The organism is Micromonospora sp. NPDC005254, from assembly GCF_042872525.1.
Taxonomy (GTDB): domain Bacteria; phylum Actinomycetota; class Actinomycetes; order Mycobacteriales; family Micromonosporaceae; genus Micromonospora.
Genome location: NZ_JBIAKM010000005.1, coordinates 183,361 through 202,751, shown reverse-complemented (window position 1 = coordinate 202,751; position 19,391 = coordinate 183,361). Strand labels below are relative to the sequence as shown.

Annotated in this window: 20 protein-coding genes; 12 read left to right on the top strand and 8 right to left on the bottom strand. The window is 73.3% G+C overall.

Annotation, left to right across the window (positions count from 1 at the left end):
- Positions 1-143: 143 nt before the first annotated feature.
- The 4 genes from ACFYPR_RS17315 to ACFYPR_RS17300 all read left to right on the top strand — a co-directional run bounded on the left by ACFYPR_RS17315 (position 144) and on the right by ACFYPR_RS17300 (position 1,696).
- On the top strand, positions 144-578 hold the full coding sequence (locus ACFYPR_RS17315; RefSeq protein WP_007458124.1) for a phage holin family protein: 435 nt from the start codon (positions 144-146) through the stop codon (positions 576-578).
- Positions 575-937, top strand: a complete 363-nt coding sequence (locus tag ACFYPR_RS17310; protein WP_354861987.1) for a DUF3618 domain-containing protein — start codon at positions 575-577, stop codon at positions 935-937. Before ACFYPR_RS17315 ends, ACFYPR_RS17310 begins: the two co-directional genes overlap by 4 nt.
- On the top strand, positions 934-1,206 hold the full coding sequence (locus tag ACFYPR_RS17305) for a DUF4235 domain-containing protein (RefSeq protein WP_354861985.1): 273 nt from the start codon (positions 934-936) through the stop codon (positions 1,204-1,206). The genes ACFYPR_RS17310 and ACFYPR_RS17305 overlap by 4 nt, the downstream gene beginning before the upstream one ends.
- A 286-nt stretch (positions 1,207-1,492) precedes the next feature.
- Entirely contained in the window at positions 1,493-1,696 is a 204-nt protein-coding gene (locus ACFYPR_RS17300; protein WP_013732668.1) for a cold-shock protein, read from the top strand.
- 103 nt (positions 1,697-1,799) lie between these two features.
- On the opposite strand, the gene ACFYPR_RS17295 is transcribed toward ACFYPR_RS17300, so the two are convergent.
- Together ACFYPR_RS17295 and ACFYPR_RS17290 are read right to left on the bottom strand one after the other, a co-directional pair.
- Positions 1,800-1,994 (bottom strand): hypothetical protein, encoded by a 195-nt coding sequence (locus ACFYPR_RS17295; RefSeq protein WP_354861983.1) that lies wholly within the window; start codon positions 1,992-1,994, stop codon positions 1,800-1,802.
- 94 nt (positions 1,995-2,088) lie between these two features.
- The gene (locus ACFYPR_RS17290; protein WP_355065663.1) at positions 2,089-3,072 is read right to left on the bottom strand and encodes an aldo/keto reductase; all 984 of its coding nucleotides are present in this window, start codon (positions 3,070-3,072) and stop codon (positions 2,089-2,091) included.
- A gap of 83 nt (positions 3,073-3,155) precedes the next feature.
- On the opposite strand from ACFYPR_RS17290, the gene ACFYPR_RS17285 reads away from it, so the two are divergent.
- Positions 3,156-3,950: a trans-aconitate 2-methyltransferase gene (locus tag ACFYPR_RS17285; protein ID WP_355065665.1), complete on the top strand. Its 795-nt coding sequence runs from the start codon at positions 3,156-3,158 to the stop codon at positions 3,948-3,950.
- Positions 3,947-4,969: an adenosine deaminase gene (locus tag ACFYPR_RS17280; RefSeq protein WP_387260824.1), complete on the top strand. Its 1,023-nt coding sequence runs from the start codon at positions 3,947-3,949 to the stop codon at positions 4,967-4,969. Before ACFYPR_RS17285 ends, ACFYPR_RS17280 begins: the two co-directional genes overlap by 4 nt.
- Before the next feature lie 299 nt (positions 4,970-5,268).
- Here the strand turns inward: ACFYPR_RS17280 and ACFYPR_RS17275 are convergent, their stop codons facing one another.
- The gene (locus ACFYPR_RS17275; RefSeq protein WP_354861976.1) at positions 5,269-6,672 is read right to left on the bottom strand and encodes a HAMP domain-containing sensor histidine kinase; all 1,404 of its coding nucleotides are present in this window, start codon (positions 6,670-6,672) and stop codon (positions 5,269-5,271) included.
- Positions 6,673-6,701: 29 nt separating this feature from the next.
- On the bottom strand, positions 6,702-7,391 hold the full coding sequence (locus tag ACFYPR_RS17270) for a response regulator transcription factor (RefSeq protein WP_007458139.1): 690 nt from the start codon (positions 7,389-7,391) through the stop codon (positions 6,702-6,704).
- Between the two features lie 73 nt (positions 7,392-7,464).
- On the opposite strand from ACFYPR_RS17270, the gene ACFYPR_RS17265 reads away from it, so the two are divergent.
- Positions 7,465-8,382 (top strand): ADP-ribosylglycohydrolase family protein, encoded by a 918-nt coding sequence (locus tag ACFYPR_RS17265; protein WP_355065669.1) that lies wholly within the window; start codon positions 7,465-7,467, stop codon positions 8,380-8,382.
- A gap of 276 nt (positions 8,383-8,658) precedes the next feature.
- Here ACFYPR_RS17265 and ACFYPR_RS17260 read toward each other — a convergent pair whose 3' ends face one another.
- Positions 8,659-9,543 (bottom strand): DUF1775 domain-containing protein, encoded by an 885-nt coding sequence (locus ACFYPR_RS17260; protein ID WP_354861972.1) that lies wholly within the window; start codon positions 9,541-9,543, stop codon positions 8,659-8,661.
- Positions 9,544-9,777: 234 nt separating this feature from the next.
- Here ACFYPR_RS17260 and thrS point away from each other — a divergent pair, with 234 nt between their 5' ends.
- A complete protein-coding gene (gene thrS / locus ACFYPR_RS17255) occupies positions 9,778-11,787 on the top strand; it encodes a threonine--tRNA ligase (RefSeq protein ID WP_354861970.1) in 2,010 nt (669 codons plus the stop codon).
- Between the two features lie 127 nt (positions 11,788-11,914).
- On the opposite strand, the gene ACFYPR_RS17250 is transcribed toward thrS, so the two are convergent.
- Positions 11,915-12,643 carry a D-Ala-D-Ala carboxypeptidase family metallohydrolase gene (locus ACFYPR_RS17250; RefSeq protein WP_387260821.1) on the bottom strand — a complete coding sequence of 243 codons (729 nt, stop codon included), beginning with the start codon at positions 12,641-12,643 and terminating at the stop codon, positions 11,915-11,917.
- Between the two features lie 176 nt (positions 12,644-12,819).
- Here ACFYPR_RS17250 and ACFYPR_RS17245 point away from each other — a divergent pair, with 176 nt between their 5' ends.
- Positions 12,820-13,332: an HIT domain-containing protein gene (locus ACFYPR_RS17245; RefSeq protein ID WP_357497809.1), complete on the top strand. Its 513-nt coding sequence runs from the start codon at positions 12,820-12,822 to the stop codon at positions 13,330-13,332.
- Between the two features lie 45 nt (positions 13,333-13,377).
- Here ACFYPR_RS17245 and ACFYPR_RS17240 read toward each other — a convergent pair whose 3' ends face one another.
- Complete coding sequence (locus ACFYPR_RS17240; RefSeq protein WP_355065675.1) at positions 13,378-13,860, bottom strand: hypothetical protein; 483 nt, start codon at positions 13,858-13,860, stop codon at positions 13,378-13,380.
- A gap of 96 nt (positions 13,861-13,956) precedes the next feature.
- Between ACFYPR_RS17240 and ACFYPR_RS17235 the strand changes: the two genes are divergently transcribed.
- Positions 13,957-15,015 (top strand): aldo/keto reductase, encoded by a 1,059-nt coding sequence (locus ACFYPR_RS17235; protein ID WP_355136286.1) that lies wholly within the window; start codon positions 13,957-13,959, stop codon positions 15,013-15,015.
- A gap of 351 nt (positions 15,016-15,366) precedes the next feature.
- Here the strand turns inward: ACFYPR_RS17235 and ACFYPR_RS17230 are convergent, their stop codons facing one another.
- Entirely contained in the window at positions 15,367-17,523 is a 2,157-nt protein-coding gene (locus tag ACFYPR_RS17230; RefSeq protein ID WP_387260818.1) for an elongation factor G-like protein EF-G2, read from the bottom strand.
- 251 nt (positions 17,524-17,774) lie between these two features.
- On the opposite strand from ACFYPR_RS17230, the gene pgsA reads away from it, so the two are divergent.
- Positions 17,775-18,404, top strand: coding sequence for a phosphatidylinositol phosphate synthase (gene pgsA / locus ACFYPR_RS17225; protein WP_354861795.1), 630 nt, complete (start codon positions 17,775-17,777; stop codon positions 18,402-18,404).
- Positions 18,405-18,450: 46 nt separating this feature from the next.
- Positions 18,451-19,383 (top strand): phosphatidylinositol mannoside acyltransferase, encoded by a 933-nt coding sequence (locus tag ACFYPR_RS17220; protein WP_387260815.1) that lies wholly within the window; start codon positions 18,451-18,453, stop codon positions 19,381-19,383.
- Positions 19,384-19,391 lie beyond the last annotated feature (8 nt).

Below are 19,391 nucleotides of genomic sequence, written 5' to 3'. Positions count from 1 at the left end.
GGCGGGGGACCTGCTGCCGGACATCTCTGTCGGCGATCGGCGCGGCAACCGGGCAACAGGAACGGTCACCGACTCGGGGCGCTCTAGGATTGACGAGCGGCAACTCCGGGCATACAGCGCGGTGATGAGGAAAGGAGGACAGCATGGCTGACGTGGCAAATGCCCGCACATCCCGCAATGGGAGCGAGCCCTCCACCGCCGAGCTGGTGCAGCGGGCCACCGAACAGGTCTCCCGTCTGGTGCGAGATGAACTGGCGCTGGCCCGGGCGGAGTTGACCCAGAAGGGCAAGCACGCCGGTATCGGGATCGGCCTGTTCGGCGGCGGCGGCGCGCTGGCGTTCTACGGCCTGGGCGCGCTGGTCGTCACGGCGATCCTGCTGCTCGACCTGGTGCTGCCCGCCTGGGCCGCCGCGCTGATCGTCGCGGTGGCTCTCTTCCTGGTTGCCGGCATTCTCGCGCTGGTGGGAAAGAAGCAGGTCAGCCGTGCGGTCCCGCCGATGCCGGCGGCAGCGGTCCGCAGCCTCCGGGCTGATGTGGACACCGTCGCCGCCGCCGTGAAGGACAGGGGCCGGGCATGACAGGCAACGGGAGGGGCGACACCGAGGCCCTCCGCGAGGAGATCCGCCGCACCCGGGTCGAGCTGGGCGAAACGATGGAGGCGCTGGCCGCCAAGGCGGACGTCAAGGCCCGCCTGAAGGAGTCCGCCGAGCAGGCGCGGGAGCGGATGCGCGAGCAGGCGGCGCAGACCATGGCCCGGGTCCGCGGGCAGGCCGCCCGCGGCGCCGAGATGGCACGCGCCCAGGCGTACGACAAGGGCGGCCTGGTCCGCGAGAAGAGCGAGCTGGTTCGACGCAACCCGGTGCCGTGGGCGGCGATCGCCGCCGGCGCGGTGGCCACCGTGGTGGTGCTGATGATCGTGCGGGGGAGGCGTAGGTGAGCAAGAGCATCGGCAGGGTCGCGTACCGGCCGGTCGGCGTGTTGTTGGGTATCGCCGCGGGTACGGTGGCCGGCGCGATCTTCCGGCAGGTCTGGAAGGTCACGGCGGGCGACGGCGAGGCGCCCAACGCCACCGACGAGGACCGCGGCTGGGGCGAGATCCTGGCCGCCGCGGCGTTGCAGGGGGCCATTTTCGCGGTGGTCCGCGCCGCTGTGGACCGGGGTGGAGCGGTCGGCGTGCGCCGGATGACCGGCCACTGGCCGGACTGACCGACATCGACGTGAGGCCCCCTTCCATATCGACGGGAAGGGGGCCTTTCGCACGGCTCCGCACGCCGCCCAGCGACCTCGGGCATCCGTCAGGTCACATGTCGGAGAAATTCGTCGGACAGGTCGTGCAGACTTTTTGCGTACGTGATTTGCTGTTCCACGCTGTTGCGAGATGGCGTGGGTTGAGAGACGTTCCCTTCGTGGGGGCCGCCTCAGACGCCGCTGCTCGAAAACGGCCAATCGGCCGCACGGCGTGCACGGCCGCCAGTTTTAGAAGGAGATACACATGGCGCAGGGAACCGTGAAGTGGTTCAACGCTGACAAGGGCTTCGGCTTCATCACCGTCGACGGCGGGGGTGCTGACGTGTTCGTCCACTTCTCGGCCATCCAGTCCAGCGGCTACCGCACGCTGGAGGAGAACCAGCGAGTGGAGTTCGAGATCGCCCAGGGTCAGAAGGGCCCGCAGGCCGAGCAGGTCCGTCCCCTCTGACGAGGGTGGCCGGCCCCCGCCGGTCAGTGGACGACCCGGCCAGGGGTCGTTGCAGTAAAGCCCCGTATCCCTTCCGGGATGCGGGGCTTCCCACGTTCATCAGTCAGCGTCGACGGCGCGAGCGCAGGCCCAGCCAGATGACGACCAACCCGGCCAGGGCCACGATCGGGCCGATCACCGCCCAGATCCGCTCGTCGGTCATCGCGCTGCCGCTGACGTAGCCGAGGCCCTGCACCGTCCACACCGCACCGACCACCACGGCCAGCAGGCCGAGGGTGAGCGTCAGCCAACCCCTCATCGCGGGCCCTCCTTCCCGGATCGGGCGGCGCGCCGCCCCCGGGTCCCAGCATCGCCGTTGCGGTGGCGCGACGCGAGCACCCGGGGTGGGCGGCTCACCACCGGTCGTGCACCTGCGGGCGGATCAGCTCGTCGTAGACCTCGCGTACGCCAGCCAGTTGCGCGGCCGTGAGCGGCGGCAGGTCGGCCGCGGCGGCGTTGCGCCGGGCCTGCTCGGCGTCGCGGGCGCCGGGAATGACGACTGTGACACCGGCCTGGTCCAGCACCCACCGCAGCGCGAACTGCGCCATCGTACGGTCGGAGTCGACCAGCGGCGCCAGCCGACGGACGGCCGCGAGCCCCTGCGCGTAGTCGACGCCGGAGAACGTCTCGCCCACGTCGAACGCCTCGCCGTGGCGGTTGTAGTTGCGGTGGTCGTCGGCGGGGAACTCGGTGTGCTCGTCGTAGCGGCCGGAGAGCAGGCCGCTGGCCAGCGGCACCCGGGCGATGATGCCGACTCCGGCCTGCGCGGCTGCCGGCAGGACGCGCTCCAGCGGCTTGTGCCGGACGGCGTTGAGGATGATCTGGACGCTGGCCACGCCGGGCCGGGCGATGGCGGTGAGCGCCTGGTCGCAGGTCTCCACGCTGACCCCGTACCCCGCGATGGCCTTCTCGGCGACGAGGGTGTCCAGGGCGTCGAAGACCGCGTCGTCGGCGAAGACGGCGGTCGGCGGGCAGTGCAGCTGGACCAGGTCCAGGGTGTCCACTCCGAGGTTGGCCCGGGACCGGTCGGTCCACTGCCGGAAGTGGGCCAGGGTGTACGCCTCCGGCCGCTGCTCGACGCGCCGGCCCATCTTCGTGGCGACGGTCAGGCCTGCGTCGGGCCGGGAGCGCAGGAAGCGGCCGATCAACTGCTCGCTGCGGCCGTCGCCGTACACGTCGGCGGTGTCCAGGAAGGTGACTCCGGCGTCCACGGCGGCGCTGAGCACGGCCATGGCGTCGGCCTCGGTGACCGTGCCCCAGTCGGCGCCGAGCTGCCAGGCGCCCAGGCCAACCACTCCGACAGTCCGGCCGAGCCGGTTGAAGTTGCGCTGTTCCATGCCCCCGAGCCTAGTGATCGGGTTGCCGGCCTGCCAGGCGAGCCGTACCGTCAACAAGACGGACGTACGGTTTGGAGGCGGAGATGTGGGATCCGACGACGTACCTGCGCTACGGCGACGAGCGCTCCCGGCCGTTTCACGACCTGCTCGCCCGGGTCCCCGCCGTGCGGCCCCGGACGGTGGTCGACCTCGGCTGCGGGCCCGGCCAGCTCACCGCGACCCTCGCCGAGCGCTGGCCGGACGCCCGGGTCCGCGGCCTCGACTCCGCGCCGGAGATGATCGACCGGGCGCGCGCCCTGCCGACCCCGGTCGAGTTCGCCGTCGCCGACCTGCGCGACTGGCGCCCGGCCGGCGACGAGGACGTGGTGGTCACCAACGCGGCCCTGCAGTGGGTGCCCGGCCACCAGGAGCTGCTGCGCCGCTGGGCCGCCGACCTGCCCGCCGGCGCCTGGCTCGCCATGCAGGTCCCCGGTAACTTCGACGCCCCGTCGCACCGGGCGCTGCGCGAGGTCGCCGGCCGACCGGCCTGGCGTGCCGAGCTGACCCCGCTGCTGCGCGCCGACCCGGTCGACGACCCGGCCGACTACGCGGAGCTGCTGACCGCCGCCGGCTGCGCGGTGGACGCCTGGGAGACTACCTACGTGCACCTGCTGCCGGCCGAACCCGCCGCCGACCACCCGGTGCTGGCCTGGATGGAGGGCACCGCGCTGCGCCCCGTCCGGGCCGCCCTGGACGCCGCCGGCTGGTCGGCCTTCCGGGCCGAGCTGGGCGTACGGCTCGCCGCCGCGTACCCGGTGCGGCACGGCCAGGTGTCCTTCCCGTTCCGCCGCGTCTTCGTCGTCGCCCGCACCGGCGCTCATGCCCAGGAGAACCCGTGACCGACCTGTCCACCTTCATCGCCGGCCTGCCCAAGGTGGAGCTGCACGTGCACCACGTCGGCTCCGCCTCCCCCCACATCGTCGCCGAGCTGGCCGCCCGGCACGAGGGTCGCTCGCCCGTCCCGGCCGACCCGGCGGCCCTGGCCACCTACTTTGAGTTCCGCGACTTCGCCCACTTCGTCGAGGTCTACCTGAGCGTCGTCGACCTCATCCGCGACCCGGAGGACGTCTGGCTCCTCACCCACGAGGTGGCCCGGGAGCTGGCCCGCCAGCAGGTCCGCTACGCGGAGCTGACCATCACCCCGTACTCGCACGTGCGCCGGGGGATCCCCGCGCCGGCGTTCTGCGAGGCGATCGAGGACGCCCGCAAGCGCGCCGCCGCCGACTTCGGCCTTGAGCTGCGCTGGTGTTTCGACATCCCCGGCGAGGCCGGCCTGCCGGCGGCCGAGGAGACGCTGCGCATCGCGCTCGACGAGCGCCCGGACGGGCTGATCAGCTTCGGTCTCGGCGGCCCCGAGATCGGCGTACCCCGGCCGCAGTTCCGGCCCTTCTTCGACCAGGCCCGTGCGGCCGGGCTGCGCTCGGTGCCGCACGCGGGCGAGACCACCGGCCCGCAGACCATCTGGGACGCGCTGAACGAGCTGGGCGCCGAGCGGATCGGGCACGGCATCTCCGCCGCCAAGGACCCGGAGCTGCTCGCGTACCTGGCCGAGCGGCAGATCGGGATGGAGATCTGCCCGACGTCCAACGTACGGACCCGGGCCGTGGCCAGTCTCGACGAGCACCCGCTGCCCCGGCTGGTCGAGGCCGGGCTGCTCGTCACCATCAACTCCGACGACCCACCGATGTTCGGCACCACCCTCAACGACGAGTACGCGGTGGCCGCCCGGCTGCTCGGGGCGGGCCCCGGGGAGCTGGCCGCCCTGGCCCGCAACGCGGTGACCGCGTCCTTCCTCGACCCGGCCGGCAAGCAGCGGATCACCGCCGAGATCGAGGCGTACGTCGCCAGCGCCGGCTGACGCCGGTCGGGCTGGGCCGCTCGGGTGAGCGGGGCGCGCGGCGGGAGCGTGGGTGTGGGGGGACCTGAGACTCCCGCCGCGCGCGCGGCTCCACCGGCGGTGTGGGTGCGCGGTGCGCTGGCCGGTGGAACTGGTGGGTTCGTGCTCTGATCCTGTCAGCCCGCGGGCCTCCGACCGCCGTCGTTAACCGCGATCTAAGGAAGACTTGCGCCGCCGCACAGCCCCGGTCCGCTCAGCCGATCGGAGCGCCCCCGGCGGCCGATCGGTCGGAGGTGTTTTAGTCGCCTGCGCGGGGGTGTTCAGTCGTCGGTGGGGCGCTGGCGGGGCCAGCGACGGCCGCTCGTCTTCTGGTCCCGGGCGTCGCGCGCCATCCGGCCCACGAGGCCGAACCGGTTGACCTGCCGGGGCGTCGCCTCCGGGTCGGCGAGCAGCATCACCACGCTGGCGCCGCCCAACCGGGCCCGGTCGATGCTGACCGAGCCGTTGGCCTGCAACGCCACCCGCTTGGCGATGTCCAGGCCGAGCCCGGTCGAGCCCTGGTCGCTGGTGCCCCGCCGCAGCGCCCGGTCCGGGTTGGCGATCCCCGGGCCGGCGTCGTCGATCCGGATCGCCACGTACCCGTCGCGGCGGGACACGGCCACCTCGAACGCCGTTCCCTGCGGGGTGTAGCGGAAGACGTTGCCGATCACCGCGTCCAGCGCGGCGGCCAGCTCGGCGCGTGGCACGGGCGCGGGGATGCGCAGCTGAGCGCCGTTGACCCGGTGTGGCCGGTTCTGGTCACCGGCGAGCGCCGCCCAGAACACCATCCGGTCCCGGACGACCTCGCTGACGTCGCACATCGCCGGGCCGGCCTCGTGGGCCACCGCCTTGCGCGTGGTCTTGATCAGCACGTCGATCTCACCTTCGAGGGTGACGATCGCCTGCCGGATCCGCCGGATGCCCCGCAGCCGGTCCAGTTCCGCCGGGCTGAACGAGCCCACACTGGTGTCGTCGGACTCCAGCGCCTCCGCGTCCAGCCGCAGCACCGTCAACGGCGTCCGCAGCCGGTGGGACAGGTCGGCCACCAGCTCCCGCTCATCGGTGCGCGCCGCGTCCAGCCGGTCGGCCATCCGGTTGAAGGCGTACCCGGCCTCCGCCAGCTCACGGGGCCCGGTCGGCTCCACGCGTACGCCCAGGTCGCCGTCGCCGATCGACAGGGCGGCCTTGACCAGACCTCGGGTGGCGTCCACCGCGCGGGCGGCCACCCGGTCGACCACCAGCACCGCCGCGCCGGCCATCGCTGCGCCCACCCCGAACAGCAGCAGCCAGGTGCTGCCGGCGCCCTCGCCCAACGTCGAGTCCGCCACGAACACCTCGACCACGGCCGTCCGATCGCCGAGGACCACCGGGTCGAGCCGGACCACCCCGCCGTCGACGTCGGTGACCAGCGAGCGCCGCTCGGCGCGGGCCCGGTCCAGGTCGCTGCCGCTCGCGCGGCCGGCAGACTCGTCCAACCCCAGCCCGTGCACCACCGGCCGGGTCGACGCGCCGTCACCACTGGCCACGACGGCGCGTTCCACCACCGCCGGGTCCGTGCTCACCGCCAGCGCCCCGGTCACCAGCGCGCTGCGCCGGGCCGCGTCGGCGATCGCCTCCTCCCGGCTCTGCTCGCGCAGGCTCAACCCGAGCGGGATCAGGAACGCGAGCGCGACGAGACTGCACATGCCGGCCGTGAGCAGGGCCAGCGCCGTCCTCAGTCCGGTGCCACCAGCCGGAACCCGACCCCCCGCACGGTGCGCAGGTAGCGCGGCTTCGCCGCGGACTCGCCCATCTTTCTGCGGAGCCAGTACAGGTGTACGTCGATGGTCTGATCCTCGCCGACCGATGGCTGCCGCCATACCTCCTCCAAGAGTTCCCGGCGGGACACTACCCGCCCGGGTCGTGCGGCGAGATACGCCAGCAGGTCGAATTCCTTACGGGTCAGCGCCAGCGGCTCCCCGTCGAGCTGGGCGCTGCGCTCACCGACGTCGACCCGCAACCCGCCGACGGTGTGCACCGCGGGCTGCACCGTCCGGCTGGCCCGCCCGGCACGCCGCAGCACCGTGGTGATGCGGGCGTCCAGGTGCGCGCCCGTGAACGGCTTGACCATGTAGTCGTCGGCCCCGGCGCGCAGCAGCTTGACCACCGACTGCTCGTCGTCGCGGGCGGTGGCGATGATGATCGGGACGTCGGTGATGCCGCGCAGCATCCGCAGGGCGTCGGAACCGTCGAGATCGGGCAGGCCGAGGTCCAACACCACCAGGTCGGGTGTCTCCGCGGCGACCCGGCGCAACGCGTCCAGGGCGGTGCCCACGGCGTGCACGGCATGCCCCCGGTCAGCGAGGGACCGCAGCATCGCGCCGCGTACGACGTGATCGTCTTCGACCAGGAGCACGGAGGCCACGACAAGACCGTACTTGGCCTGGCAAGTTGATCGCGTTGCGACGTGCCTGGGAACCGGGCAAGCTGGTACAACGATGTCCTTCACCCTGTTCGCCGACGCCCGCCTGGCGCTCGCCCGGGACAGCCTCGCCGGCCTCTCCACCGGCGACGCGCTCGGCGCGCGCTTCTTCCTGCCGGGGCCGCCGCAGGACCTCGCCGACGCCACGCTGCCGCCCGCGCCCTGGGAGTGGACCGACGACACCGAGATGGCCTGCTCGGTGGTCGCGGAACTGGCCGCGACGGGCCGCATCGACCCGGACCGGCTGGCACTGGCGTTCGCGGAACGCTGCGACGCCCGGCGCGGGTACGGCCCCGGCGCGATGCTGATCCTGCGGCTGATCCGCACCGGCACCCCGTGGCCGGTGGCCGCCGCGTCCGCCTTCGACGGCCAGGGCTCCTGCGGCAACGGCGCGGCGATGCGGGTGGGCCCGCTGGGCGCGTACTTCGCCGACTCCACCGCCCGCGCCGCCGCGCAGGCCCGCGCCTCGGCCGAGGTGACCCACGCGCATCCCGAGGGAATCGCCGGCGCGGTCGCGGTGGCGGTCGCCGCCGCGCTCGCCGCCCGGGCCCGCCTCGACGGACACCGACCGGCCCCGGCCCGGCTCCTGGCCGGGATCGCCGCCGCGGTCGACCCGGGCACCGAGGTGCACCGCGGCGTGCACCGCGCCGTCGGGCTGCTCGGCCGGCCCCTGTCCCGCGTGGTGGCGGCGCTCGGCAACGGCGCCCGCGTGACGGCCCAGGACACCGTCGCGTTCACGCTCTGGGTGGCCGCCACCCACCTCGACGACTACCCGGAGGCCATCCGGGTCTGCGTGCGCGCCGGCGGTGACGTGGACACCACGGCGGCCATCACCGGCGCGGTGGTGGCCGCGTACACCGGCGTCGGCACGCCGGGCGGTGTGCCCGAGGCGTGGCTGGCCGCCCGCGAGCCGCTGCCCACCTGGCTACCCTGACCGCTCGCCTGCCCGGCACCGTGGGTGCCCCTTGCCAGGTCCTGGCCTCGTGGTGTCCCTGACTGTCCGGTGTCCCGAACGCTCGGCAGCCCTGCCTCACCGGCTGCGTTAACAGCCGCCAAGGGTGCCACGTCACCTTTGCTCTGCTTCAACCCGCGCAACAGTTTTGGGGCCTGGGTGGTGCGCGGGTTGAAGCAGAGCAAAGGACGCGCGAAGGGCTGCGGCCGCCGCCCGGCCATGAGCTGACGCCCGTCCGCCGCTGCGGCCGGTGCTGCCTCAGCCGGTGCGGGCAGGAGTGGCCGCCGAGGCCAGCTCCGCGGCGGCCGCCGAATCCGTGGGCGCGTCCGTGCCGTCCGGCTGCGACGCCGGCGTCACCGTGTCGGTCTCCGCCGCGCCGGTCACCGCTGCCAGCGCTCCCCGCTCGGCCGGGTCACGTCGCCGCATACGGCTGACCAGCCAGCCGATCGCCGCGCCGCCGCCCAGGCCGGCCAGCAAGCCGGCGGCGAGCATCGCGTCGGCGTTGCCGGATTCCTCTGCGGAGCCGCCCGCCGCCGTGTCACCGCCGCCGGAAGCGCCGTCGGCGCCCTGCGCCCCTGCGGCGGGACCGTTCCCCGCGTCCGCCGCCGGGGCGCCGTGCCCGCCGTGCCCGACCGGCCCGGCCGCACCCGCCGCCGCCGGCAACAGCGTCAGCACCGGGGCCCGGTGTGCGCCGCTGGCGTCCGCCCACCGGACGACCGTGCCGTCGGCGTACGTCTGGACGACCTCGAAGGTGAGCCGCTCCGCCTGCGGCAGCGGGCCCATGGACAGGGCCAGCCGGGCCGGGCCGGACGCGCCCGCGCCGACGCGGACCCAGGTCACCGCCGTGGTCACGGTGCTCACTCCGGAGGAGTGGATGCCGGCCACCGGCTTGTCCAGCGTACGGGAGCTGATCTTGGGTGCCCAGCCGTCGACCGACATCGGGTAGACCTCGGCCACCGGGGCGTCGGCCGGCAACCGGACCTCGATCCGGGTGGTCTTCGTGCCGGCCCGCTCCTCGGGCACGCTGAACTCCAGCCGTACGGCGTCGCCCTGCCGTGCCTCGGTCGGGGTGGTCGTCACGTCCGCGGCGTGCGCCGCCGTACCGGGCCAGAGCAGCAGCCCCGCGGCGGTCAGCGCGGTCACCGCCGCGATTCGCCGCGGGCGGCCTCCGCTGTGTGCGCTCGCCATCTCGTGCCCCCATCCGTCTCGACGTGACCGGCTCCGGTTTCCGGCCACACCTTCTAGTTCGGCTGGCAGGCGCGAAAGGTTCAACGCCGGACGCGAGGAAGGTGCCCTTCCCGGCCACGAGGGGGTGGACCGATAGCATCGGCAGGAGCCGAGGATCGGCATCGTTTCGTACTGCTTGGAGGAGTCACCGTGTCCGCACCCCGTACCCCCGCCGTGGCCGACCCTGTCGTCGTCGCCGCCGGGACGACGGCGGCCGACGCGGTGGCCGCGGCCGGACTGCCCGCGAACGGCCCCAAGGCGATCGTCGTGGTCCGCGACCCGCAGGGTCAGCTGCGCGACCTGGACTGGGCGCCGACCGAGGAGACCGTCGTCGAGCCGGTCAGCCTGGACTCGCCCGACGGGCTCACCGTGCTGCGCCACTCCACCGCGCACGTGCTCGCCCAGGCCGTGCAGGACATCTTCCCCGAGGCCAAGCTGGGCATCGGCCCGCCCATCGAGAACGGCTTCTACTACGACTTCGACGTCGCCAAGCCGTTCCAGCCCGATGACCTCAGCAAGATCGAGAAGCGTATGCAGGAGATCGTCAAGTCCGGGCAGCGGTTCCGTCGCCGCCGTTTCGGCAGCCTCGACGAGGCGCGCGCCGAGCTGGCCGACGAGCCGTTCAAGCTGGAGTTGATCGAGGTCAAGGGCGAGGGCCTGGACACCGACGAGGTGATGGAGGTCGGCGGCGGCGAGCTGACCATCTACGACAACCTCGACGCCAAGGAGGACAAGGTCTGCTGGTCGGACCTGTGCCGGGGCCCGCACCTGCCGACCACCCGACTGATCGGCGCGTTCAAGCTGATGCGCTCGGCCGCCGCGTACTGGCGCGGGTCGGAGAAGAACCCCCAACTGCAGCGGGTGTACGGCACCGCGTGGCCGACCCGCGACGAGCTCAAGGCGTACCTGAAGCTGTTGGAGGAGGCCGCCCGGCGCGACCACCGCAAGCTCGGCGCGGACCTCGACCTGTTCAGCTTCCCCGACGAGATCGGCTCGGGCCTGGCGGTCTTCCACCCCAAGGGCGGCATCATCCGCCGCGAGATGGAGCACTACTCGCGGCGGCGGCACGAGGAGGCGGGGTACGAATTCGTCAACACCCCGCACATCTCCAAGGCGCAGCTGTTCCACACCTCCGGGCACCTGCCGTACTACGCGGACACGATGTTCCCGCCCATGCAGCTGGAGGGCGCGGACTACTACCTCAAGGCCATGAACTGCCCGATGCACAACCTGATCTTCAGGTCGCGGGGGCGGTCGTACCGTGAGCTGCCGCTGCGGATGTTCGAGTTCGGCACGGTCTACCGGTACGAGAAGTCCGGCGTCGTGCACGGCCTGACCCGGGTCCGTGGCCTGACCCAGGACGACTCGCACATTTACTGCACCCGCGAGCAGATGGCCGGCGAGCTGTCCACGCTGCTCAGCTTCGTGCTGGACCTGCTGCGCGACTACGGCCTGGACGACTTCTACCTGGAGCTGTCGACCCGGGACGACTCGCCCAAGTTCATCGGTGCCGACGAGGACTGGGCGGAGGCGACCGAGGCGCTGCGGACCGCCGCCGAGACCTCGGGTCTGGAGTTGGTGCCCGACCCGGGCGGCGCGGCGTTCTACGGGCCGAAGATCTCCGTGCAGGCGCGCGACGCGATCGGCCGGACCTGGCAGATGTCCACCATCCAGGTCGACTTCAACCAGCCGGAGCGGTTCGGGTTGGAGTACCAGGCCGCCGACGGCAGCCGCCAGCGGCCCGTGATGATCCACCGGGCGCTGTTCGGGTCGATCGAACGGTTCTTCGGGGTGCTCACCGAGCACTACGCGGGCGCGTTCCCGGCCTGGCTGGCCCCGGTGCAGGTGGTGGGCATTCCGATCCGCGAGGACCACACCGACTACCTGCACGGCTTCGTCGCGGCGCTGCGGGCCGAGGGCATCCGGGCCCAGGTGGACGCGGGTGACGACCGGATGCAGAAGAAGATCCGTACGGCGCAGCAGCAGAAGATCCCGTTCATGGTGATCGCCGGTGACGACGACGTGGCGGCCGGCACGGTGTCCTTCCGCTACCGCGACGGCTCCCAGCGCAACGGTGTGCCGATCGCCCAGGCGGTCACCCACGTCCTCGACGTGGTGACCTCCCGCACGAACGTCGGCCCGTCGGCCGCACCGGAGTAGCCGGCGTCGGCGTCGCGTGTCGCGTGTCGCGATCGTGCTCGATCCAGGAAGTAGTGGTCTCCCCGCCGTGGGAGGCCACTACTTCCATGTTCGGGCGCGATCCCGCCCGAAGCGGGCGTCAGCCTGGTCAGATGCCGCAGGTGGGTGCCGACCAGCCGCCGACCGCCGCGACGTGGGTGTGGTCGTTGTGGTCCGGGTAGCCGGGGCCGAGGATCTGTCCGAAGCCGTGGTTGCGGGCCTGCTGGGCCAGCCGGCACAGCGACGGTGAGCCGACCAGGTCCACCGCGTCGCCGTACAGGTGGCGGCTGTTCGAGGCCCCGCCGACCGCGCTGTTGCAGGCGTAGCTACGGAAGCTGCTGCTGATCGCGATGGGCACGTCACCGAGGGCGTGCCGCAGGGCCTGGAGCTTCCACATCGAGACGAGCGCGTTGGCGCGGGCGGTGCTCGCCGCGACCGCTCCGCCGGACCAGGTGCTGTTGCAGTTGTTCAGCTCGGCGTAGCTGAAGTTGACCGGTGTGCAGTCGTCGTCCTGGAGGGCGTACAGCCGGTTGAAGGTCTGCGGGCCGGCGACGCCGTCCGCGCCCAACCCGTACGCCTGCTGGAAGCGGATCACCGCGGACCGGGTGCCGGGGCCGTAGGCGCCGTCGATGGTGAGCACGGCGCCGTAGCCGGGGTAGCCGGCGACGCGGATCTGGAGTTGCCGGACGTCCTCGCCGGACATCCCCTGCGACAGGGTGCGCCCCCAGGTGTAGCAGCCGTCCGCGTGCGCGGCGCTGGCGGTGAGGGTGACCCCGGTCACCGTGGTGGCGACGGCCAGCGCGAGCGCCGCGATGACCCTGCCGAGTCGTCGGATCATGAAGCTCTCCATTCATCTATTCAAGTGCCTGAATGCATGGAAGTTTCAGGTTTCGGCGGCAATCCGTCAACAACTTGCAGCAAGGAGTTTCCCGGTGACGGGTGTCGCGGCTGGCCCACGCGGCTCCGTAGGATCGGCTCGTGACAGGGGCGGAGCGGCACACGGACAGCGACGGCATGGCGGACGGCCTGGATCGGCTCTGGACGCCGCACCGGATGACCTACATCTCCGGCGAGGACCGCCCGGCCGAGGGCTACGAGAAGCCGACCGGCTGCCCGTTCTGTCTGGCCCCCGGGCTGCCCACCGAGGAGAGCCTGGTGGTCGCCCGCGGCGAGCGCGTCTTCGTGGTGCTCAACCTCTATCCGTACAACCCGGGGCACCTGCTGGTCTGCCCGTACCGGCACGTCGCCGACTACACCGACCTCGACGAGCCGGAGACGGTCGAGCTCGCCTCGTACACCCAGACCGCGATGCGGGTGATCCGCAAGGTCAGCAACGCGCACGGCTTCAACCTGGGCATGAACCAGGGCGGGGTGGCCGGCGCCGGCATCGCCGCCCACCTGCACCAGCACGTGGTGCCGCGCTGGGGCGGCGACGCGAACTTCATGCCGGTGATCGGCCGCACCAAGGTGCTGCCCCAGCTGCTCGGCGACACCCGCGACCTGCTCGCCCGCGCCTGGCCGTCCTGACCCGCCGGGCCTGACCTCGCCGCCGCGAGGACCGCGCCGGTCCGGCTAGTCGGCGCGCAGCAGGTCGGCAAGCTCCGCCCAGCTCCTTACCGGGTGTACGCGGGGCAGCAGCGCGGCGTGCGCGGCGACCTCCGCCCGGCGGGGCCGGAACAGGTAGCGGTGCGGCACCGAGTCGAGGTAGCCGAGCACCTCCAGCCTGTCGTCGACGAAGTGGGTCAGGTCGAGCCGCCGGGCGATCGGCGCCTTGGCCGGCCGGGTCCGGCAGAAGTGCACCCGCTCGACGGGGATCCCGGTGCGAGCCGTGAGATCGTGGTGGGCCAGCCACTCCCGGGTCCGCCGCTCGGTGGACTCGCCGCACTTGGAGACGAGGTGCACCTCGTCGAACGCCGGCCCGAGCGCTCCGAGCGCGTCGAACGCCCCGTCGACCATGGGCGTCCGCAGGTAGTGCGCGCCGAAGAAGGAGGTGTCGGCGTCGTCGTCGGCCGGCTCGATGAGCACACCGCCGATGTCCACGCCCAGCCGTCGCATGGCGTCGATCATGCCGTACGGCCCCGGCGCGCGCGTACCGCGTTTCCGCGTGCGGAGTTGCTACGCCCCGCCCGGTGAAGGTGGCACGATCGGCCGATGGCAGTGACGACACGGATGTTGGGGCGCAGCGGCATCGAGGTCAGCGCCCTCGGCATGGGGTGCTGGGCGATCGCCGGTCCCTGGGCGGAGGGCAGCCAGCCGCTGGGCTGGGGCGCGGTCGACGACGACGAGTCCGTGCGGGCGGTACGCCGCGCGCTCGAGGAGGGCATCACACTCTTCGACACCGCCGACACGTACGGCGCGGGGCACGGCGAGCGGGTGCTGGGGCGGGCCCTCGCCGGCCGCCGGGACGAGGCCGTGATCGCCACCAAGTGGGGCTACACGTTCGACGAGGCGACCCGGCAGGCGACCGGGGAGGACGCGTCACCGGCGTACCTGCGGCGGGCCGTGACCGCCTCGCTGCGCCGGTTGGGCACCGACCGGATCGACCTCTACCAGCTGCACCTGGCCGACCTGCCGGTGCCCCGCGCGGAGGCGCTGATCGGCGTCTGCGAGGACCTGGTCGCCGAGGGCCTGATCCGCGCGTACGGGTGGAGCACCGACCGCCCGGACCGGGCCGCCGCCCTCGGACAGGCAGCCTCCGGCGCCACCGCCGTGCAGCACGCCCTGTCAGTGCTGCGCGACGCCCCCGAGGTGCTCGCCGTGTGCGACAAGTACGACCTGGCCAGCGTCAACCAGGGGCCGCTGGGAATGGGCCTGCTCACCGGCAAGTATACGGCCACGTCGACGTTGCCCCGCGACGACGTGCGCGGGTTGGCGCCAGGCTGGCTGGAGTGGTTCCGCGGCGGCCGGCCCGCGCCGGAGTGGCTGCGCCGGGTCGGGGCGGTCCGCGCCGCGCTGACCGCCGACGGGCGCACCCTCGCCCAGGGCGCGTTGGGCTGGATCTGGGCACGCAGCGGGCGCACCATCCCGATCCCCGGCTGCCGTACGGTCGCCCAGGTCGAGGAGAACGCCGCCGCGCTGCGCCGGGGGCCGCTGGCGCCGGACCAGTTCGTCGAGGTGGAACGCCAACTCGCCGCCCTGCGCACCGCCGCGCTCCGCGACGCCGATCGCCCACACTGGCCCCGCCCCACCCACCCCACGACCCACCCCTGACCCGCACACCGCGCGCAGTGCGGGCACGCCCTCTCCGACGCCGGTCCCGTCCCGTCCCGTGCTGTGGCGTGCCGCGCGGTGCCGTGTGCCATGGCGGCGCCGCGTGCTGTGCTGGTGTCGCGTCCTGTCGAGCTGCCCCAGATCTGGGGCAGCGTCGGTGCGGATGTGGTCCGCTCCGGCAGCGGCGCCCCGAATGTGGGGCAGCTCGACAGGACGCGAACACGTAGGCCGCGCCGCCGTCCCGCCCACGCGCGACGGCTCGCGCGCGACGGGGAGTCGTCCGGGACAGGCGCGCGGGCACCAGGGCCAGCGGGCAGACAGGGCCAGCGAATACGCAGGGGGCACGCAGGGTTACGGGGTGTGTTCCTTGCGGGCCTGGTCGGCCAGGTGGGTGGGCATCGGGTCGTGGCGTACGAAGTGGCGGCGGAAGGTGCCCGTGCCGGCGGTCATCGAGCGCAGCTCGACGGCGTAGCGGAGCAGTTCGGTGGCCGGCACCTCGGCGCGCACGAGGGTACGGCCCTCGGCGTCCTCGTCGGGTTCGGTGCCGAGCACCCGGCCGCGCCGGCTGGACAGGTCGCCCATCACCGCGCCCACCGAGCCGTCCGGCACCCGGACGGTCACCTCCTCGATCGGTTCCAGCAGCGTCGGCTGGCCGCGCTCGGCGGCGTCGCGCAGCGCGAGCGCGCCGGCGGTCTGGAAGGCCGCGTCGGAGGAGTCGACGCTGTGCGCCTTGCCGTCGACGAGGGTGACCCGCAGGTCCACCACCGGGTGGCCGGCGACCAGCCCGCGTTCCAGCTGGGCGCGGACGCCCTTCTCGACGGACGGGATGTAGTTGTGCGGCACCGCGCCGCCGACGATCCGGTCGACGAACTCGAAGCCGGCGCCGCGGGGCAGCGGCTCCACCTCGATGTCGCAGACCGCGTACTGGCCGTGGCCGCCGGACTGCTTGACGTGCCGGCCGTGCCCCCGTGCCGGCACGGTCAGCGTCTCGCGCAGCGACACCTTGACCGGTTCGGTGTCCAGCTCGACGCCTCCGGCGCGCAGCCGGTCCAGCACGACGTCGGCGTGCGCCTCGCCCATGCACCAGAGCACCAGCTGGTGGGTCTCCGGGTTGCGTTCCAGCCGCAGGGTGGGGTCGCCGGCGACCAGCCGGGCGAGGTTGCGGGCCAGCGCGTCCTCGTCGGCGCGGCTGCGGGCGACGATCGCCACCGGCAGCAGCGGCTCCGGCATCTCCCACGGCGCGATCAGCAGCGGGTCGTCCTTGGCCGAGACGGTGTCGCCGGTCTCCGCGCTGCCCGACTTGGTGATCGCGCAGATGTCGCCGGCCACGCAGTGCGGCACCTCGCGCAGGGTCGCGCCCAGCGGGGTGTAGATGTGCCCGACCCGCTCGTCGGCGTCGTGGTCGGGGTGCCCGCGCTCGGCCATGCCGTGCCCGCAGATGTGCACGGTCTGTTCGGGGCGCAGCGTGCCGGAGAAGACCCGGACCAGCGAGACCCGACCGACGTGGCGGTCGACGGTGGTCTTGACGACCTCGGCGACGAGCGGGCCGTCCGGGTCGCAGGTCAGCGGCGGGCGGGGCGAGCCGTCCACGCCGGTGACCGCCGGCAGCTCATGCTCCAGCGGTGACGGGAACGCGGCGGTCAGCACCTCCAGCAGGGTGTCCAGACCGACGCCGGTCTCGGCGCAGACCGGCACCACCGGGTAGAAGTGGCCCCTCGCGACGGCCTTCTCCAGGTCCTCGATGAGCACCTCGGTGCTGATCTCCTCGCCGTCGAGGTAGCGGTCCATGAGGGTTTCGTCCTCACTCTCGGCGATGATCCCCTCGATCAACTCGTCGCGGGACTCGTCGATGGCCCGCTGGTGCTCCGGGTCCGGGTCGCGCACGTCGGCGGGCAGCCCGGCGGAGTAGTCGAAGACCCGTCGGGTGATCAGCCCGAGAAGGCCCTCGGTGGAGACCCCGTCGTCGCCGAGCATCGGCAGGTACAGGGGCATCACGTTGTCGCCGAAGACCCGCTGGCAGAGCGCCACCGCCTCGTCGAAGTCGGCGCGGGGCTGGTCCAGTCGGGCCACCGCGACGGCGCGCGGCATGTCGACCGCGGCGCACTCCTCCCACAGCGCCACCGTGGCGGCGTCCATCCCACCGGCCGCCGAGACGACGAACAGCGCGGCGTCGGCGGCCCGCAGGCCGGCCCGCAGCTCGCCGACGAAGTCGGCGTACCCGGGTGTGTCCAGCAGGTTGACCTTGATGCCGTTGTGCAGCAGGGGCGCGCAGGACAGGCTCACCGAGCGCTGCTGGCGTACGGCGGCCGGGTCGTGGTCGCCGACCGTGGTGCCGTCGACGACGCTGCCGGCCCGGCCGATGGTGCCGGTCGCGGCGAGCAGCGCCTCGACGAGCGTCGTCTTGCCCGCTCCGGAATGCCCGACGAGCACCACGTTGCGTACCCGCGCGGGGTCGGTCACCACCGGCGTGCCGCCGGTGGCCCCCTTTTCCTGATTTTTCTGCGCCATGGGGCGCACCTCCCTCAGCCGGTGGTGGGTGGCGACCGCCGCGCGAGGTGGAAGCGGCCCGGGGCGAGTGCGCGGCGATATCCTCCGGTGGTCTGCTGCACAGCGGGAACTCAACGGGCGGGCGGGTGAGCTGGCTCACCTCCCGGCTCGATCTCACACCCGTTGCCGTACAGGCACAAGCCTGCCCCGGGCGGGTCGCAGGGACCGGCCGTATCGCCGGACCTGGGCGGACCGTTATCGTGGGGACCGCCATGGCGAAGATCTTCCAAGTGTCGGCCCGCGCGGGGATGACCCGCGTCGTCGAGCCGATCGCACGTGCCCTCCTGCGCGCGGGCGTCACTCCCAATGCCGTCACCGTCGCGGGCACCGTTGGTGTGCTCATCGGCGCGCTCGGCTTCGGTGCCCGCGGCCACCTGGTCGCGGGCGCGTTGATCGTGACCGTGTTCGCGCTCACCGACCTGCTCGACGGGACGATGGCCCGGATGAGCGGCGGCTCCACCCGCTTCGGCGCGTTCCTCGACTCAAGCATGGACCGGGTCGCCGACAGCGCCGTCTTCGGCGCGGTGGCCTACTGGCTGGCCACCCGGGGCGACCACTCCGGGGTGGCCGCCGCGCTGCTGTGCCTGGCCGCCGGCGGGCTCGTCTCCTACGTGAAGGCGCGCGCCGAAGGGCTGGGCATGACCTGCAACGTGGGCATCGCCGAGCGCACCGAGCGGCTGCTGATCGTCGGCGTCGGCGGGATCCTCACGGGCGTCGGCGTGAAGCCGGCCCTGGAGATCGCGCTCTGGCTGCTCGCCGCCATCTCGATCTTCACGGTGGGGCAGCGGGTGGCGCACGTCTACCGCCAGGCCCAGCAGCTCCAGCCGGACGGCCAGGCGTGAGCGGGCTGCCGGCGACCCGGCGTCGGACGACCGGCGGCCGGGCCGCGTGAACCTCACCGAGCTGGGCTACGTCGCCGGATGGCGGCTGGTCCGCGCGCTTCCCCGGCCGTTGGTGGCGGCGGCGTTCCAGGCGGGCGCGGACCGCGCCCATCGCGGCGGTGGCGGGGGTACGGCCCGACTGCGCGCGAACCTGCGCCGGGTGGTCGGCCCGGAGCTGCCCGAGGCGGAGCTGGACGATCTCGTCAAGCGCGGGCTGCGCTCGTACGCCCGGTACTGGATGGAGGCGTTCCGGCTGCCCGCGTTGAGCCGGGAGCAGATCCTGGCCGGGTTCCGCCTCGACGGCGCGGAGTTGCTCGCCGCCGACGTGGCCGCCGGCCGGGGCGCGGTGGTGGCGCTGCCGCACGCAGGCAACTGGGATGCCGCGGGCGCCTGGGTCGCGGCCACCGGTTGGCCGATCACCACAGTCATGGAGCGGCTCAAGCCGGAGGGCGTGTACGAGCGTTTCCTGGCCTTCCGGGCCGAGCTCGGGATGGAGATCCTGCCCACCCACGGTGGCCCGCGTCCGGCGTTCGACGTGCTGCTGGACCGCGTCCGCGCCGGCGCGGTGGTGCCGCTGCTGGCCGACCGGGACCTCTCCGCCCGGGGGGTGGAGGTGGACTTCTTCGGTGGGAAGACTCGGATGCCGGCCGGGCCGGCGCTGCTCGCCCTGCACACCGGAGCGCCGCTGTACGTGGCCTCGTTGTGGTACGAGCAGGACGTGGCGTGCGCCTCGCTCGCCGGCCCGCTGCCGGTGCCCGGGCCCGAGGTGGGGCCTCTGGACCAGCGGGTCCGGTCGCTGACCCAGCTGATCGCCGACGGTCTGGCGGCGGGTATCGCCCGGCATCCGGAAGACTGGCACATGTTGCAGCGGATGTGGTTGGACCAGAGGAGGGCGGGGGAGGGCACGGCGCTGCCCTCGTCAGCCCCCGGCCAGGGCTGAAGGGGTGG

Coding starts and splice junctions, on each gene's coding strand:
- ACFYPR_RS17315 (WP_007458124.1), top strand. CDS start 144: ATGGCTGACGTGGCAAATGCCCGCACATCCCGCAATGGGAGCGAGCCC.
- ACFYPR_RS17310 (WP_354861987.1), top strand. CDS start 575: ATGACAGGCAACGGGAGGGGCGACACCGAGGCCCTCCGCGAGGAGATC.
- ACFYPR_RS17300 (WP_013732668.1), top strand. CDS start 1,493: ATGGCGCAGGGAACCGTGAAGTGGTTCAACGCTGACAAGGGCTTCGGC.
- ACFYPR_RS17295 (WP_354861983.1), bottom strand. CDS start 1,994: ATGAGGGGTTGGCTGACGCTCACCCTCGGCCTGCTGGCCGTGGTGGTC.
- ACFYPR_RS17290 (WP_355065663.1), bottom strand. CDS start 3,072: ATGGAACAGCGCAACTTCAACCGGCTCGGCCGGACTGTCGGAGTGGTT.
- ACFYPR_RS17285 (WP_355065665.1), top strand. CDS start 3,156: ATGTGGGATCCGACGACGTACCTGCGCTACGGCGACGAGCGCTCCCGG.
- ACFYPR_RS17275 (WP_354861976.1), bottom strand. CDS start 6,672: ATGTGCAGTCTCGTCGCGCTCGCGTTCCTGATCCCGCTCGGGTTGAGC.
- ACFYPR_RS17265 (WP_355065669.1), top strand. CDS start 7,465: ATGTCCTTCACCCTGTTCGCCGACGCCCGCCTGGCGCTCGCCCGGGAC.
- ACFYPR_RS17250 (WP_387260821.1), bottom strand. CDS start 12,643: ATGATCCGACGACTCGGCAGGGTCATCGCGGCGCTCGCGCTGGCCGTC.
- ACFYPR_RS17245 (WP_357497809.1), top strand. CDS start 12,820: ATGGCGGACGGCCTGGATCGGCTCTGGACGCCGCACCGGATGACCTAC.
- ACFYPR_RS17240 (WP_355065675.1), bottom strand. CDS start 13,860: ATGCGACGGCTGGGCGTGGACATCGGCGGTGTGCTCATCGAGCCGGCC.
- ACFYPR_RS17235 (WP_355136286.1), top strand. CDS start 13,957: ATGGCAGTGACGACACGGATGTTGGGGCGCAGCGGCATCGAGGTCAGC.
- ACFYPR_RS17230 (WP_387260818.1), bottom strand. CDS start 17,523: ATGGCGCAGAAAAATCAGGAAAAGGGGGCCACCGGCGGCACGCCGGTG.
- pgsA (WP_354861795.1), top strand. CDS start 17,775: ATGGCGAAGATCTTCCAAGTGTCGGCCCGCGCGGGGATGACCCGCGTC.